Annotated in this window: 10 protein-coding genes and 3 other annotated features; of the genes, 2 read left to right on the top strand and 8 right to left on the bottom strand. The window is 35.4% G+C overall.

Features of this window, described 5'->3' with window-relative positions:
* Nucleotides 1–4: 4 nt before the first annotated feature.
* The 7 genes from AB1280_RS05630 to AB1280_RS05600 all read right to left on the bottom strand — a co-directional run bounded on the left by AB1280_RS05630 (nucleotide 5) and on the right by AB1280_RS05600 (nucleotide 11,613).
* Nucleotides 5–1,177: a GNAT family N-acetyltransferase gene (locus tag AB1280_RS05630; RefSeq protein ID WP_429755162.1), complete on the bottom strand. Its 1,173-nt coding sequence runs from the start codon at nucleotides 1,175–1,177 to the stop codon at nucleotides 5–7.
* 106 nt (nucleotides 1,178–1,283) lie between these two features.
* Complete coding sequence (aroA, locus tag AB1280_RS05625) at nucleotides 1,284–2,576, bottom strand: 3-phosphoshikimate 1-carboxyvinyltransferase (RefSeq protein ID WP_429755161.1); 1,293 nt, start codon at nucleotides 2,574–2,576, stop codon at nucleotides 1,284–1,286.
* 17 nt (nucleotides 2,577–2,593) lie between these two features.
* Nucleotides 2,594–3,694, bottom strand: a complete 1,101-nt coding sequence (locus AB1280_RS05620; RefSeq protein ID WP_429757285.1) for a prephenate dehydrogenase — start codon at nucleotides 3,692–3,694, stop codon at nucleotides 2,594–2,596.
* Complete coding sequence (gene hisC, locus AB1280_RS05615) at nucleotides 3,687–4,781, bottom strand: histidinol-phosphate transaminase (RefSeq protein WP_429755160.1); 1,095 nt, start codon at nucleotides 4,779–4,781, stop codon at nucleotides 3,687–3,689. Before hisC ends, AB1280_RS05620 begins: the two co-directional genes overlap by 8 nt.
* Nucleotides 4,782–4,795: 14 nt before the next feature.
* Nucleotides 4,796–5,968, bottom strand: coding sequence for a chorismate synthase (gene aroC / locus AB1280_RS05610; RefSeq protein ID WP_429755159.1), 1,173 nt, complete (start codon nucleotides 5,966–5,968; stop codon nucleotides 4,796–4,798).
* A gap of 50 nt (nucleotides 5,969–6,018) precedes the next feature.
* Nucleotides 6,019–6,251, bottom strand: a binding site (T-box leader).
* A gap of 7 nt (nucleotides 6,252–6,258) precedes the next feature.
* On the bottom strand, nucleotides 6,259–7,335 hold the full coding sequence (locus AB1280_RS05605; protein ID WP_272187631.1) for a bifunctional 3-deoxy-7-phosphoheptulonate synthase/chorismate mutase: 1,077 nt from the start codon (nucleotides 7,333–7,335) through the stop codon (nucleotides 6,259–6,261).
* 144 nt (nucleotides 7,336–7,479) lie between these two features.
* Nucleotides 7,480–7,713: a binding site (T-box leader), on the bottom strand.
* A 55-nt stretch (nucleotides 7,714–7,768) separates the two neighbouring features.
* Nucleotides 7,769–8,001 (bottom strand) — a binding site (T-box leader).
* A gap of 96 nt (nucleotides 8,002–8,097) precedes the next feature.
* Nucleotides 8,098–11,613, bottom strand: coding sequence for a DUF4020 domain-containing protein (locus AB1280_RS05600; protein WP_429755158.1), 3,516 nt, complete (start codon nucleotides 11,611–11,613; stop codon nucleotides 8,098–8,100).
* Between the two features lie 299 nt (nucleotides 11,614–11,912).
* On the opposite strand from AB1280_RS05600, the gene AB1280_RS05595 reads away from it, so the two are divergent.
* The gene (locus AB1280_RS05595; protein ID WP_429755157.1) at nucleotides 11,913–12,362 is read left to right on the top strand and encodes a YndM family protein; all 450 of its coding nucleotides are present in this window, start codon (nucleotides 11,913–11,915) and stop codon (nucleotides 12,360–12,362) included.
* Nucleotides 12,363–12,558: 196 nt separating this feature from the next.
* On the opposite strand, the gene AB1280_RS05590 is transcribed toward AB1280_RS05595, so the two are convergent.
* Nucleotides 12,559–13,263, bottom strand: coding sequence for a YoaK family protein (locus tag AB1280_RS05590; protein WP_429755156.1), 705 nt, complete (start codon nucleotides 13,261–13,263; stop codon nucleotides 12,559–12,561).
* 561 nt (nucleotides 13,264–13,824) lie between these two features.
* Between AB1280_RS05590 and AB1280_RS05585 the strand changes: the two genes are divergently transcribed.
* The gene (locus tag AB1280_RS05585; RefSeq protein WP_429755155.1) at nucleotides 13,825–14,088 is read left to right on the top strand and encodes a DUF4825 domain-containing protein; all 264 of its coding nucleotides are present in this window, start codon (nucleotides 13,825–13,827) and stop codon (nucleotides 14,086–14,088) included.
* Nucleotides 14,089–14,130: the final 42 nt, after the last annotated feature.

Raw genomic sequence — 14,130 nt, 5'->3', positions numbered from 1 at the left:
ATGATTAAAAGAAATCATAAATAAATGGTTGCTGAGAAGGAATCAAGTTTTCAAATTGTTTTATGTCTTTTTCCACTCCTGAAATGTTACCAATTTGATATAATTCCCATGGACTTTTGTAACCGAAAAGCACAGTCGACAGAGTATTAATGTTTACATGTACTCCCTTTGCTTTTAATGCTACAGCTTCTTCTTCACTTATGATTACTGCTTCTTTATTTCGTAAAACTACCGTTTGATTATTCCAATGTGCAAATGAATCTGAAATATGTAAAATAACCTCTTCTTCATGATGTTCCCAAGCAAATGGATATTTTTTAATAAAACGTTCAACATCAACAATTCTAACCATAAAGTAAGGTTTTATTTCCGCTTTAATGCGCGGCTCTTGTAGTGAGAATAGTAATGGCTCTTTTTCATGCACAATCATCTCAATTTCCTGAACCATTGAATCATGCTGACAAATGAAATTCCATAAACCCATTCTAGCTTCGCTGTTTAATGGTACAAATTCTTCTACTTTCATCTTAGAGCTTTCTACTTTATACAAAATATAACCCATTGGCTCATCCACTTGATTATAATAAACAGCGGCATTTAGATCACTATAGACAAAATTCAACCAAATATCTCGATCTCGAACTAACATACCAGAATATTTTTTCGCAAATTGCTCATATACGATTTCAATTTCTTTCAAATGAGAGTCCTTCTTACATCGTTTAATGCTTCCTGATACATGTTCTTTCCTAATTAAATCTGCTTTTGTTAATGAACATACAAGGCGATTCGCAAACAGTTCCCACCCATACTTCCTGTAAAAAGAAACAGAAAATGGGTGTAGCATCGAAACGCTATAACCGTCTTGTCTCATCGTCTCTAAAACATATTTTAATAGTTTTTTCACATGACCGTTTCGTCTAAATTCTGGGTATGTAGCCACGCCTGCAATTCCACCCATTTTGAACTTTTCTTCACCTAAAAATATTTCAAACGGGATAAGGTGTAATTTTGCGGCAAGCTCTTTTTCTTCTAATATCCCCAATATTTGATGATACTTTTTCAAAAGCTGAAGACGTTTTTCAATTTGATCTTCTGGTACCTTGTATTGAAAAGCATATTCAGATAGTCGAATTGCTTTTCGGTATTGTTCCTCTAATAATTGAATTACTTCCATACTCCCGTTCTCCCTTCAGCGTATTCATAACTGCACATTAAAATATAACACAATAATCAGAAAATACAAAATTCACAAACGAAAACCCGATAGATTTTATAGCAATCTATCGGGTTTCTAACCTCAATTGTTCAATTTCTTCAAAAAATCCTGGATACGATACGCCAACAGCCTCCGCTTCCTCGATCAGTGTCTCTCCTTCAGCAATGCATCCAGCTACTGCAAGCATCATTCCAATCCGATGATCACCATGACTATTTACGGTATTTCCTTTTAGCGCTGTTTTTCCATAAATAATCATGCCATCATCAGTTGCTTCTATACGTGCCCCTAGTTTTGTTAGTTCTTCTACCACTGTATCAATTCGATTCGTTTCCTTTACCTTCAGCTCATGTGCATCTTTAATAATCGTAATCCCTTCTGCTTGCGTTGCTGCAAGAGCGATAATTGGAATTTCATCAATTAATCTTGGAATCATATCGTCGCCAATCTCAATTCCCGTTAACTTTGATGTTTCAATTGTTAGATTAGCAGCGGGTTCTGCAGTATCTAAATCGCCTTGTTCAATTGCTATTTTTGCTCCCATTTTTATAAGTACATCGATAATTCCCGTTCTTGTTGGATTGATTCCAACGTTTTGTAATATAAGCTTACTATTGGGAGTAATCGCTCCGCCTACTAAGAAAAACGCAGCTGATGAAATATCTCCTGGCACTTGAATGTTCGTCCCTATTAGCTGTTGTCCGCCTTCTATTGAAACTTTCGTTCCCTTTCTCTTCAATTGTACGCCAAACACTTGAAGCATTCTTTCTGTATGATCCCTTGATACATGAGGTTCTGTAACACTTGTTACACCTCGTGCTCCTAAACCTGCTAATAATATAGCCGATTTCACCTGCGCACTTGCAACGGGCGCAAGATAATCAATTGCTTGAAGATTTCCTCCTCGTATCGTTAGCGGTGTATATGTTCCGTCTTCTCGTCCATCAATTGTTGCGCCCATTAGGCTGAGCGGTTTTGTAACTCGTTTCATTGGTCGTTTTCCAATAGAATGATCGCCTTGCAAACAAAAATGAAGGTTCGTATTCGCTAGTATGCCAAGTAATAAACGAATGGTTGTACCGGAATTCCCAACATCTAGTACGTGCTCCGCTTCTTGTAAACCTTCCATTCCTTTTCCAATTACTTCAACTTCATTTCCATTTTGCGTGATTGATACCCCCATCTCACGAAAACAAGAAATTGTGCTTAAACAATCTGCTCCTGGTAAAAAGCCCTTAATCGTTGTTTTTCCATGAGCGATTGCACCAAACATGACAGAACGATGTGAAATTGATTTATCGCCTGGAATAACGATTGTTCCTCGCAACCCTTCTCTAGCTGGCTGTACAATTTTCATATATAAAACACCTTCCTTTATATATTTTCAAATGTTTGATACTGTTCATCCTGTAAAGATTGCGTTGCTTTCATACGATCTTCTTCTGTTTGAAAACTAATACGTAACACTCCGAGTAATCCTTCACGTGCTTCTAGTATTTGCAAGTTTGTAATACTAATCTCATGCCTTGCAAGTATGCTTGTAATATGCGCTAATGCACCGACTTTATCTAAAACATCTACGTATAAGTCATGATAAGCGGGAATGGCCCCACTTTTGCGGACGGGCATAGAATCACGATATTCTTTTGCCTTTGCGAAGTAAGTGTGTAATACTTCGTCATCGCCTTCTGCAACTGTATGCTGCAGTTGCTTCATGTCTGTAATCCATTCCTCTAATAGTTGTAATAAATGAGAACGGTTTTGTCTTACTATATCACTCCACATTTTGGGACTGCTAGAAGCAATGCGGGTAATGTCTTTAAAACCACCAGCTGCCAGCATATGAATTAACGGATTACCTCCGGCATGTTTCTCCACCTGCTTCACTAACCCTGCCGCAATCAAATGGGGAAAATGACTAACAACCCCTGTTACATAATCATGTTCCTCTGTATGTAACACAAGAAAATGCGAACGCGTTCCTTTTAGCCAATCTTGTAATTGTTCCACCTTCTCATCCTGAACATGACGCATCGGTGTTAAAATGTAATATGCATTTTCAAATAAATGCGCCTTTGCACTTTCTACTCCTGTTTTATGAGATCCCGCCATCGGATGTCCGCCAATGAACGTAACACCGTCCGGCAGCAACATTTCCGCTTCATTCATAATTTTACCTTTTGTACTTCCAACATCCGTGACGATGACATCTTCACGTAATTGATACGAAGCAAGTTGTTTTAGTAACTTCGTTGTTTCTTCAACAGGAGATGCAAAAATGATCAGATGGGCTTCTTCACATATTGTCTGTAAGTTCACTCCTGCCTCATCAATTACGTTCAATCGTTTCGCACGTTCCACTCGCTCACTTTGAATGTCATAACCAGTAATGATTACATTGTGTTCTCGCTTTATCGCTAAAGCAAGTGAACCACCAATTAATCCTGTCCCAATTAATACAACTTTTTTACACATGCGCCTCATCTCGAAACCTACTATTATTAAAGTGTTGTGTTAACACGTTAATCACCCCTTCATTTTGTTCACTCGTACCAATTGTAATGCGAATGCCATTTAAAAATGGACGAACGATATATCCAGCCTGTGCACAAAGCTCGTATATTTCCTGAGCATTGTCTAACGGTAAAAAGATAAAGTTCGTTTCAGATAAATAAAATGGAATCTCATTTTCTTTACAAAAGCGTTCATATCGCTGCAAGCCTTCACGGTTTTCGCGAATTGTTCTTTGTAAAAACGATTCATCATTCCATGCAAGTACTGCAGCTTTTTGTGAAAGTGATGACACATTAAACGGAAGACGAACAACATTTAATTTCTCAATGATTGTTTCATTTCCAATTGCATAACCAACTCGAAATGCTGCTAAACCGTATGCCTTTGAAAATGTTCTTAATATAAGAAGGTTCTTATATTCTTTCAAAAGTGAAATTGTATTTGGAAAGTCACTCGCTGTGACATATTCATAATACGCTTCATCAATCACAACTAATGTTTCGTTATGAACTTGCTCCATAAATTCACATAATTTTCGGTCATTCACATATGTGCCTGTTGGATTATTCGGATTACAAATCCAAACAATTTTTGTTTTTTCATTCATGACTGCCGCAATTTCATCTAAGTTATAGACTCCATTTTGAAGCGGAACTTCTTTTACCTCACATCCTTCAATTACTGCATGATGACGATATTGAGGAAATGTTTCTTCAGCCGTCACAATGTTATCACCTTGGCAAAGCATTGTTCGGCTAATAATTTGAATGACTTCATCAAGGCCGCTTCCACATAAAATTTCTTCTTTTTTAACATGCAATTTCTCCGCAATTATTTGGCGAAGTTCTACTGCTCCCCCATCCGGGTATAAAGCATGTTCATTCCACTCTTTTAATAATCCTTCTATCACACGAAGTGAACAACCAAACGGATTTTCATTTGAAGCTAATTTTACAAATGAATGGACACAATATTCAGCTTGCATTTGTGAAGCTGATTTACCTGGTTTATAAGGATGCAACACCCGTAATTGTTCTTTTGCTTTCATGAAGATCCTCCTTTTTAAAATTCTTTTGCGTACTTTTTATGCTGAACAACATTTTGCTTAATAAACTCCATACGATCTTGCCCAAATTGTTCTACTAACGCAGTTGCCAACTCCCAAGCGACAACTGCTTCTGCCACTACACTTGCTGCTGGTACTGCACAGCTATCGGAACGTTCAATACTTGCTTGAAACACTTCCTTCGTATCAATGTCTACACTTGCCAGTGGTTTGTATAATGTAGGAATTGGTTTCATAACACTTCTGACAACAATCGGCATTCCTGTTGTCATTCCGCCTTCTAATCCGCCAGCGTTATTCGTTTTTCGTGTGTAACCCGTTTCTTCATCCCACAAAATTTCATCATGTACAGCACTTCCTGGTTGCTCGGCTGCTTCAAAACCAATACCGATTTCAACGCCTTTAAATGCATTGATACTCATGACTGCTGCCGCTAACTTTGCATCTAATTTCCGGTCATAATGAACGTAACTACCAACGCCAATCGGCATTCCTTCCGCAACCACTTCCACGATGCCACCTATAGAATCTCCATTACTTTTTGCTGCATCAATTGCTTCCATCATTGCTTGCTCTGCTTCGTGATCTAAGCAGCGAACAGGCGAATGTTCTGAAATCAGTTGCATCTCTTCTAATGATTTTCCAAGAACTTGCTTCGCTTTTACACCACCAATTTCAAGGACATGCCCTGCAATATTTACTCCTAACGCGGTTAAAATCTGTTTCGCAACAGCCCCTGCGGCTACTCTCACAGTTGTCTCCCTTGCAGAAGAGCGTTCTAATACATTGCGTATATCACGATGACCATACTTAATTGCTCCATTTAAATCCGCATGCCCTGGACGTGGTTTTGTAATCGTTCGTTTCATTTCTTTACTTTCTTGCTCCGAAATCGGATGTGTACCCATGACTTTTGTCCAATGTTTGAAATCATCATTTTTCACAACCAATGTAATCGGTGAACCAAGAGTATAGCCATGACGCACGCCGCTTACAATTTCCACAGTGTCGATTTCAATTTGCATACGTCTTCCGCGGCCATGTCCCTTTTGGCGTCTTAATAGCTCTTTATTTATATCTTCTACAGTTAAAGAAAGACCTGCCGGAACACCTTCCAAAATAACCGTCAACTGCGGACCATGTGATTCTCCAGCTGTTATATATCTCATTTCCATTTCTCCCTTATGATTTTATAAAAAAAACCCTACTGATTTCGTTCAGTAGGGGCGAAAAAAATCGCGGTACCACCCTAGTTATAGACAAATATGTCTACCTCTCTTTATTGTTAACGATTATATTAACCGTCTTTCCCTTCATAAAAACCTCCGTCATTACTACGAAAAAGATGCTCCAGGGGTGTAATTCACATATATCTTTGTACTGATTTCCACCAACCATCAGCTCTCTGGAACAAGAAGATACATACTACTGCTTCCCTATCAACGCAATATATATTTAGTTACGATAACTTATTTTTAAATCCTTTTAACTCTTCCATGAAAGCATGGAACTGCGGAATATCCATTTGCTGTGCTGAATCAGATAAAGCAACTGCTGGGTCTGGATGCACTTCTGCCATAACAGCATCTGCACCGATTGCGAGTGCCGCTTTCGCAGTTGGTAAAAGTAAATCTTTTCGTCCTGTTGAATGCGTTACATCTACAACAACCGGTAAATGTGTTTCTTTCTTTAAAATTGGCACTGCGGAAATATCAAGTGTATTACGCGTTGCTCTTTCATATGTGCGAATGCCGCGTTCACATAGAATAATTTGATCATTTCCTTGTGCAATAATGTATTCTGCTGCATTCACAAATTCATCAATTGTCGCTGCTAAACCACGTTTCAGTAATACTGGTTTATTCACTTTTCCAACCGCTCTTAATAAATCGAAGTTTTGCATATTACGAGCGCCTACTTGAATCACATCAACGTAATCAAGTGCCATTTCTACATCATTTGGATTTAAGATTTCGCTAATAATCGCTAAATCAAATTCGTCTGCAACTTGGCGTAAAATTTGCAGCCCTTCTATTCCTAATCCTTGGAAGTCATACGGAGATGTTCTCGGTTTAAACGCACCGCCGCGCATTAATTTTATTCCTTGTTCTTTCATTGCCTCAGCAACTTGGCGAACTTGTTCTAAACTTTCCACTGCGCATGGCCCCATAATGAACGTTTGCGCACCGCCTCCTAACAATTCACCTTTTACATCAACAATCGTATTTTCTTGTTTCTTTTTACGTGAAACTAATAATGCTTTACGATTATCATCTTCTTGCAGTTCTAAACTCGCTTTAAAAATTGTTTTGAAAATATGTTGCACCGTAGATGTTTCAAATGGCCCTTCATTGTTCTCTGCAATCATATCGAGTACTTCACGCTCGCGAACAGGATCAAAGCGTTTTGTACCTTGTAATTTCTTTTGCTGTCCGATTTCTTTCACAATCTTTGCACGCTCATTTAATAAGTGCAGAAGTTGTAAGTTAATCTCATCCACCTGTTTACGTAATTGTTCTAATTCATGATTTCCCATTAAAAATTCCTCCTTGTATCTTTTTGAAATTATATAATAAGGGATTGAAAATTCCCTATTTTCTGAACCTAACACTTATAACAAACTAATATTGATAACGATTCCTCATGTGAAATATATGAAAAAATCCCTACTGATCCAATCAGTAGGGACGATCATTATCGCGGTACCACCCTAGTTGCAGACATATTTGTCTACCTCTCTTTATTGTTAACGATCATTTTGACCGTCTTTCCCTTCATAAAGACTTTTGCCTTTACTACGAAAAAGATGCTCCAGGATTGTAATTCATGCTTGTTTATGTACTGGTTCGCACCAACCACCAGTTCTCTGTAACAGGGAAACAACCACTACTCTATTTCCTATCATCGCGCTTATTATTTGATTATCAGGTTGGTCCGCATATATGCAAAAAATCCCTACTGATCCAATCAGTAGGGACGATTATTATCGCGGTACCACCCTAGTTGCAGACATATTTGTCTACCTCTCTTCATTGTTAACGATCATTTTGACCGTCTTTCCCTTCATAAAGACATATGTCTTTACTACGAAAAAGATGCTCCAGGACTGTAATTCACGTTTATCTTTGTACTGATTTCCACCAACCATCAGCTCTCTTTAACAGGGAGATAAACACTACTCTGTTCCCTTCAATGCGTTGTTTTTATTAAGTATGATTTGTATTATAAAATGTCATTTCAAAATATGTCAACACTTTTTCATTATTTTTTATTTTTTCTTTCCATTGCATCGTATGTTTCATAATAACAAATGTGAATCATTTTCGTTTCGATTGATCATTCCAATGCGCATCATCTCATTTTGAATATGTTCAAGTAACGTATTTTCAAGGTGCATCTCATCAAACAATTGCCGAAGATGAATCACTTCATTTTCAATACCCTCTGCATCATTGACCTTTGTTAATAAAACAAAAAATAATGTTGCATATACTTTTGGACTTTGATAAATTAACTCACTTTTTTCTAACAGCTGTTTAAATAAATACTTCAATGATTGTTTTTCTTCTTGCAATGAAGATATAGTAAAATTCGATAGAACCGTTTCAATCCCTTTTTCAGCAATAACATCCATATATAACACAAACTGCAAAAAGATAATATATTCTTTCTCTGCTATTATACTCATTTTAGGGCGTTCTACTAAAAAATCTGCAAGCCAATCTTGCCAAAATTTTTGTTGTTCTTTTATACTCAAAGTTTTTACGTAATACGATACATTTTCTATAAACTTTACTTTCTCGCTCTCTTCTCTCTGTATAAAAAGTGAGTATAACCAATCTACTTGTTCATCCCAATATAAAATACACTTTAAAAAGACAAGACTTAACCATTTCATAAATACTGCTTGTGTTTGTCCATTCAGCAAATGTAAATGCCGAACAGCAAAAGCAATATATTTCTTTGTTTGTATAAATAAAGGCAAATTAATTTGTGTATTTACAAAGCCTGCCCATGCATACTTTGTTTCCTCTTCATTCTTCTGCAAATTTAAATAAGGAATCATATGTTTTCTACACCAGTGCTTATCGAGATGATGGAGAAATGTTAAATCAGCTGTTAGCCTCGCAATCATAATATTTACGCAGTATGATTTTTTCCGCATTTGTTCTTCAAATACATACAAATAAGCATGGATATTTCGATCATATAAATGTTCATATGCTAAAAGTTTTAATAAAACTGCTGTTATTTTCCCTACGGGATGCTGTACAGCCTCACTATAGTAATCCATTTGCTCTTTAACTCTTCCTTGTCCTCCTTTCATAACATAAGGAAATAACGAAAAAGCAAGCTGTTTTACTGCTCGAATTGTATCTTCTTGAAATTCTGCTAACTGATTGCTCTTTTCATACAGAAAACTACTAATGAGCCAATGATAAGTAGTTTGCCTTACAAATTGATGCAACAATGGTAAAAGTTCTTGTATGTTTTTATCTGTTAATTGCCGGTTATTGCGCCACTCTCTTATTAATACAAACCATACTTCTTTACTTACATCTTTATATCTAATTAATTGATACGCAAGCGAAATACTCCATTGTACATTTGTTTTACATGCCTTTGAAAGCATTTCTAAAAAATGATGTTTCTCAACCAATCCTTCTTGTGAATATTGAAGAACTTGCCCTATCATTTCTTCCTCTTTCATATGTAACAAACCTTCTATTGTTAAATTGCATATGATTGGTTGTAATGTCCGCTCCTCTTGTAAATCAGGAAACTGCCTCGATAAAAAATGAGGAAATTTCTGTTTCATGGATTCATATGTTTGCTTCGTAGATTCATGAGTTGGTACGCACAAATAAAGCCAATCGATTAAGTTACAAGCAACATAACACGTCTTTTCTTCAAACTGTTTCACTATAGTTGTCAGTACTTTTCGTTTCGTTTGTTCAGCTGCATGTTCATAATGATTCTTTAACAATTGAAAAACTTCATGCTTACAAGTGTCATCAGTCAGCAATTGATGTTGTAACAACCATTCTATTTTTTCATTTTGCGTTCGAAAAACAGTATAGTTCATACTATGCACTGCAATTCGCTTTTGGAGTGTGTTCCCAAATTCCACCAAAAAAGAAATATAAAAGTTTGCTTTATCTTCATAATGAACACAAACATAGTCCATACAATCTCTAACTATATTAATTAAAAACGAAAATTCACGCGGTTGGCTATCTTGTTCATGAGGTTCAATTGCACTTCGTGAATCACTAACTGAATCATGGATTTCAAGTGCCTGCTGTTTTAGCGTTAATCTCTGCAGTTTTTCTAATCCAATCTGTAATATTGGGATCGAAAAATAAGAAAGATATGGCTTCAATTTGGTTTCCCATATGTGCTGCAGCCTTGAAAAGGTGATAATTGATAGATGATTTGTTTCCGCTAACTCAATAACGTCTTGCATCTCTTGCTCCCATTGCCGAAGTCGCTTCAATTTTAGTTTTCCATCTAATATACAGGTCAGTAAAAGAACCATAATCTCTTTATGTTCTGGGTACGTACATTTGTTAAGCAAAGAAGGCAGACTTTCGATGGAAATTTCATTTCTTTTCGCCTTTTCTAACAATAATAAAAGCCACTTTGCAAACGAAACGATCTGTATCGGTTGTTCCATATCCACTAAAAATGTACATATCGTATTCCATAACAGGGTAGATATTTCCGTATTATTTTTATACATTAACTGAAATAATTCATTTTGGTGGCTTACCAAAAAATGCTCAACAAGCCACTTTGCAAGCAAGTGATCTTTCTCGGAAGGCTCAGCTTCCTCTGAAAATAAATTCCGCAGTTGTCCTTCTTTTTCTAACCATTCCACCCATTCGTAGTCTCTTGCAAATTCTACAAAATAACGAAGAGTCTCAATTTTTTTTACAGACTGTTTAATGTAAGACAGTTGTTCCTGCTCTAAAGATGGTGGAACCGTTACGATATCACGAATTCGCGTTCTTTTTGTAATATAATTATCTCCCATTAACTCTGCCCATCGCTGCACTGCTTTTGCTAATGATTGATGATTTTGCGTCTTATTCGGATAGACAATGGGCTTAATCCCTAAATGCTCCCAGTGATATGTATTATCTCCCCCCGCAACAAATGCATACCGCCTCGTACTAGGTGGTAATCCAGTTGCTAAATATTTCATAACAGGGTCATTATGACTATATCCAATAAACAAAACTGTATAATTAGAAAATAAATCAATTAAAAATCGTCTCGCCCACCCTTCTGTTAAGTAAGCCCTTCCAAAATCACCATCGGTCAAAATTAAATTTTCTTCTTCTTGTTCCACATTACCATGAATATATGCCACTCCTTTAAAAGCTCTTCCTGTTGGAAGTGCTGGAGCATAATATATATTTACTTTACGTTTCGATTCCTCAATTACTGTTGAAAAATGCTGATCAAAATTTGTAGTTACAATCCGAACATTCTCATCAGCTGCAAATAATTGCAAAATAGAATAATGTAGTGGATTCGGCTTTGAACACGCTACATGAACAAGATTCTTCGCAATCTGATGAACATCTTTCGTTTTTGCAATTTTTCCAAGATAATAATCGTGCGGTTCATTTTCCTCACGTTTGTCTACATATAGAGCGCTAGCAATATCATCCACTAAATCATCAAAATTTGGTAAGTTTGAATTGCCTTTCATAGATACTCCAGCTCCAACAAATAAAACCAGTTTCCCTTGTTCGAGTTTATCAAAGAGTTCATCTGGAATTTCTACTTCCGAAGTAATCCACACCCCGATCCCCCCTTACCTAAAAATGTTAATTTTCTCTTTCTAATATAACATTTCTTTTGTATTTTTTTAACATTCAGACAAGTAAAGGTAATAAAAATTTTAACCGTATATTAGAAATTGTACTTAAAATAACCGGAAACAAAGGAAACAGGCTAAGTACTAAAGACATTAAATTGATTTATAACTACGCATTTATCTTCTGTCTTTTTAGAAACTACCTAAAAAATTGCAATTTTAAATTCCCATGCATAAAGTCCCTTTTTTCATTCAAACTAAATAGAAAAAGAGAGGTTCAAATAATGAATCATATTACGATTATGCTTATCAAATTTATATCCTGCATGATTGCTTTTGCAATTGGTTTGGATTTATTCTTTGATGCAACAATTGTTGACATCTTTTCCTTTAGTTTATTTATTACTATCGCGTCGTATATGCTAGGAGATCAAATTATCTTACCACGAGCAGGAAATACCGCTGCACTGATGGTTGATTTTCTTTTCACTTATATGAGTGTATGGATTTTCGGGAGTGTACTTTTAAACAATTATATGCAAATAGCTTGGGGAAGTATTTTATCAGCCTTTATCGTTACAGGTGCAGAAGTTTTTGTTCACCGTTATTTAATGGATCGCATTGCTACTTATCAAACAATAGAAAGAAAACCTTTCACCTTCAACAGGTCGCTAGCTTATGGAACTGAATTTGCTGAGGAGCAAGATGTTACTGATGCGAAAAAACGGAAATGAGGTAACGAATATAAAGACGTGAGTTTCACAATACTACACTCTTGAACGAAAAGAAAAATCCTGAGAATTACGATTTCTCAGGATTTTTTTCAAATTGAGGTCATTTGTGTTTCAAACTATAATTCACTTCACATGTCTTTTATAAAGAAACCCACATCGAACAAAATGTTATGTTGAAATATTATTATAAAACTTTTCATTTCAACATTTGAGGTTTTCTCCAATACCCTCTATCTTTATGATACAAAATAAGAGCAATCACTAAAATTCCTGATGCAATCCAAATAGCTCTGTATCCTATATGAGTGGTAGTAAATGTGCCTAACAGTGCACCAAGTATAAATGAAATAATAATAACAAGAAATTCATTAAATCGTTTTTTCTCTTCCTGATCATGTTTTATAAACGCTAAATATGCTGCCTGTGTTACAGTTCGAAGATTTCCTGTTGTCATCGTTGAATTGTAGGCCCACTTATCAAGTTTATTAAAGGTAGAAATCTGTAAAGATGATACAAACGAAATACATACGGTTATCACGATATTAGGAATACTTTTTGGCAAGAACCCTACAATGATTAAAACAATACATTCTAGAATAAGAATAGAGCGTCTATAACTATGCAATGCATGTCTTATATGAGGAATCTTTACTACTTCTGATATTAGAACCCCTAACATAAAAGCTAAAATAGGAGGGATATAAAGCAAAGCATTATGCCATTCTCCGTTAGCTGCTCTTATAGCAAGTAATACTACATTCCCTGTTTGTGCATTAGCAAATACTCCGTCCCTACTGATGAAAGTATAAGCATCTAAAAAGCCTCCAACTACAGCTAACAAAACACCTAAATAAACAGAGTTTGAAGATAATGAGGGGATTGTACTTAGTTTGTCTTTCATAATATTATCTCCTTGTACCTTATATTGCATATATTATCCATTTATACAAATAACAACATAATTTTTAATACTATTCACACGATATTCGTAATTTATATCTTGATGTTGCTTCCTTTTACTTTTTCCTAATATGATATAATACCATACCAAGATTTTCACCTACAATCAACATAATTATTTAATATATTATAATTGTTTAATTTCGTTCACATCTATAGATTCTTTATAATCGAGTATTGATTTAGCTAAGAATGGATCTTACCCCCAATGTATTAAAAAGAAGTTTTACAAAAAACAAAAGTGAGAAAGATTTAAAAAATAGATACAAGCTGTATTATTGTGCTTGTATCTATTTTTTGTACAACATATGTCCTCATTTACTACAACATAAAATGCAATGTTGTGGTAAAACTTAATCATTTATTTTTATATAAATAAACACCCTCTAAATTCTCTTTAGATTGATTGCTTTGAAAAATCCTAAAACAAGAAATTATTAGAAGGTATTTTATTAAATATAGTAAAATTAGATAAAAGTATCAGTTGAAAGGTGAGTAAACTGTGAAGAGGATTACCATTTATTTCATTTCATTGTTATCGCTAATGACATTATTAAGTGGATGTAGTCTAAATGCTGATTCAAAAACAGATTTGTTTCAATATAAGAATTCATATGTAGGTGACAACAGTGCAGTTGGAAATATCATAAAACAATTGGCACATAACAAAGAGTTAAATCAAATTTCACTTGAGACCAAGAAAGAACCATATGGAATTATAATTCTCTGTAACAAAAGAGAAATTACAAGATTGGTACAACAATAAATTGGATGGGTTTGAAAATGAAAAAGACTTAAAGAAACTGAT

This window comes from Bacillus sp. S10(2024), from assembly GCF_050473865.1.
Classification (GTDB): domain Bacteria; phylum Bacillota; class Bacilli; order Bacillales; family Bacillaceae_G; genus Bacillus_A.
This window is presented reverse-complemented; position numbering and strand designations above follow the sequence as displayed.

Bases quoted from the DNA above. Each gene is read 5' to 3' on its own strand.
- AB1280_RS05630 (WP_429755162.1), bottom strand. From the start codon at position 1,177: ATGGAAGTAATTCAATTATTAGAGGAACAATACCGAAAAGCAATTCGA.
- aroA (WP_429755161.1), bottom strand. From the start codon at position 2,576: ATGAAAATTGTACAGCCAGCTAGAGAAGGGTTGCGAGGAACAATCGTT.
- AB1280_RS05620 (WP_429757285.1), bottom strand. From the start codon at position 3,694: ATGTGTAAAAAAGTTGTATTAATTGGGACAGGATTAATTGGTGGTTCA.
- hisC (WP_429755160.1), bottom strand. From the start codon at position 4,781: ATGAAAGCAAAAGAACAATTACGGGTGTTGCATCCTTATAAACCAGGT.
- aroC (WP_429755159.1), bottom strand. From the start codon at position 5,968: ATGAGATATATAACAGCTGGAGAATCACATGGTCCGCAGTTGACGGTT.
- AB1280_RS05605 (WP_272187631.1), bottom strand. From the start codon at position 7,335: ATGGGAAATCATGAATTAGAACAATTACGTAAACAGGTGGATGAGATT.
- AB1280_RS05595 (WP_429755157.1), top strand. From the start codon at position 11,913: ATGAATCATATTACGATTATGCTTATCAAATTTATATCCTGCATGATT.
- AB1280_RS05590 (WP_429755156.1), bottom strand. From the start codon at position 13,263: ATGAAAGACAAACTAAGTACAATCCCCTCATTATCTTCAAACTCTGTT.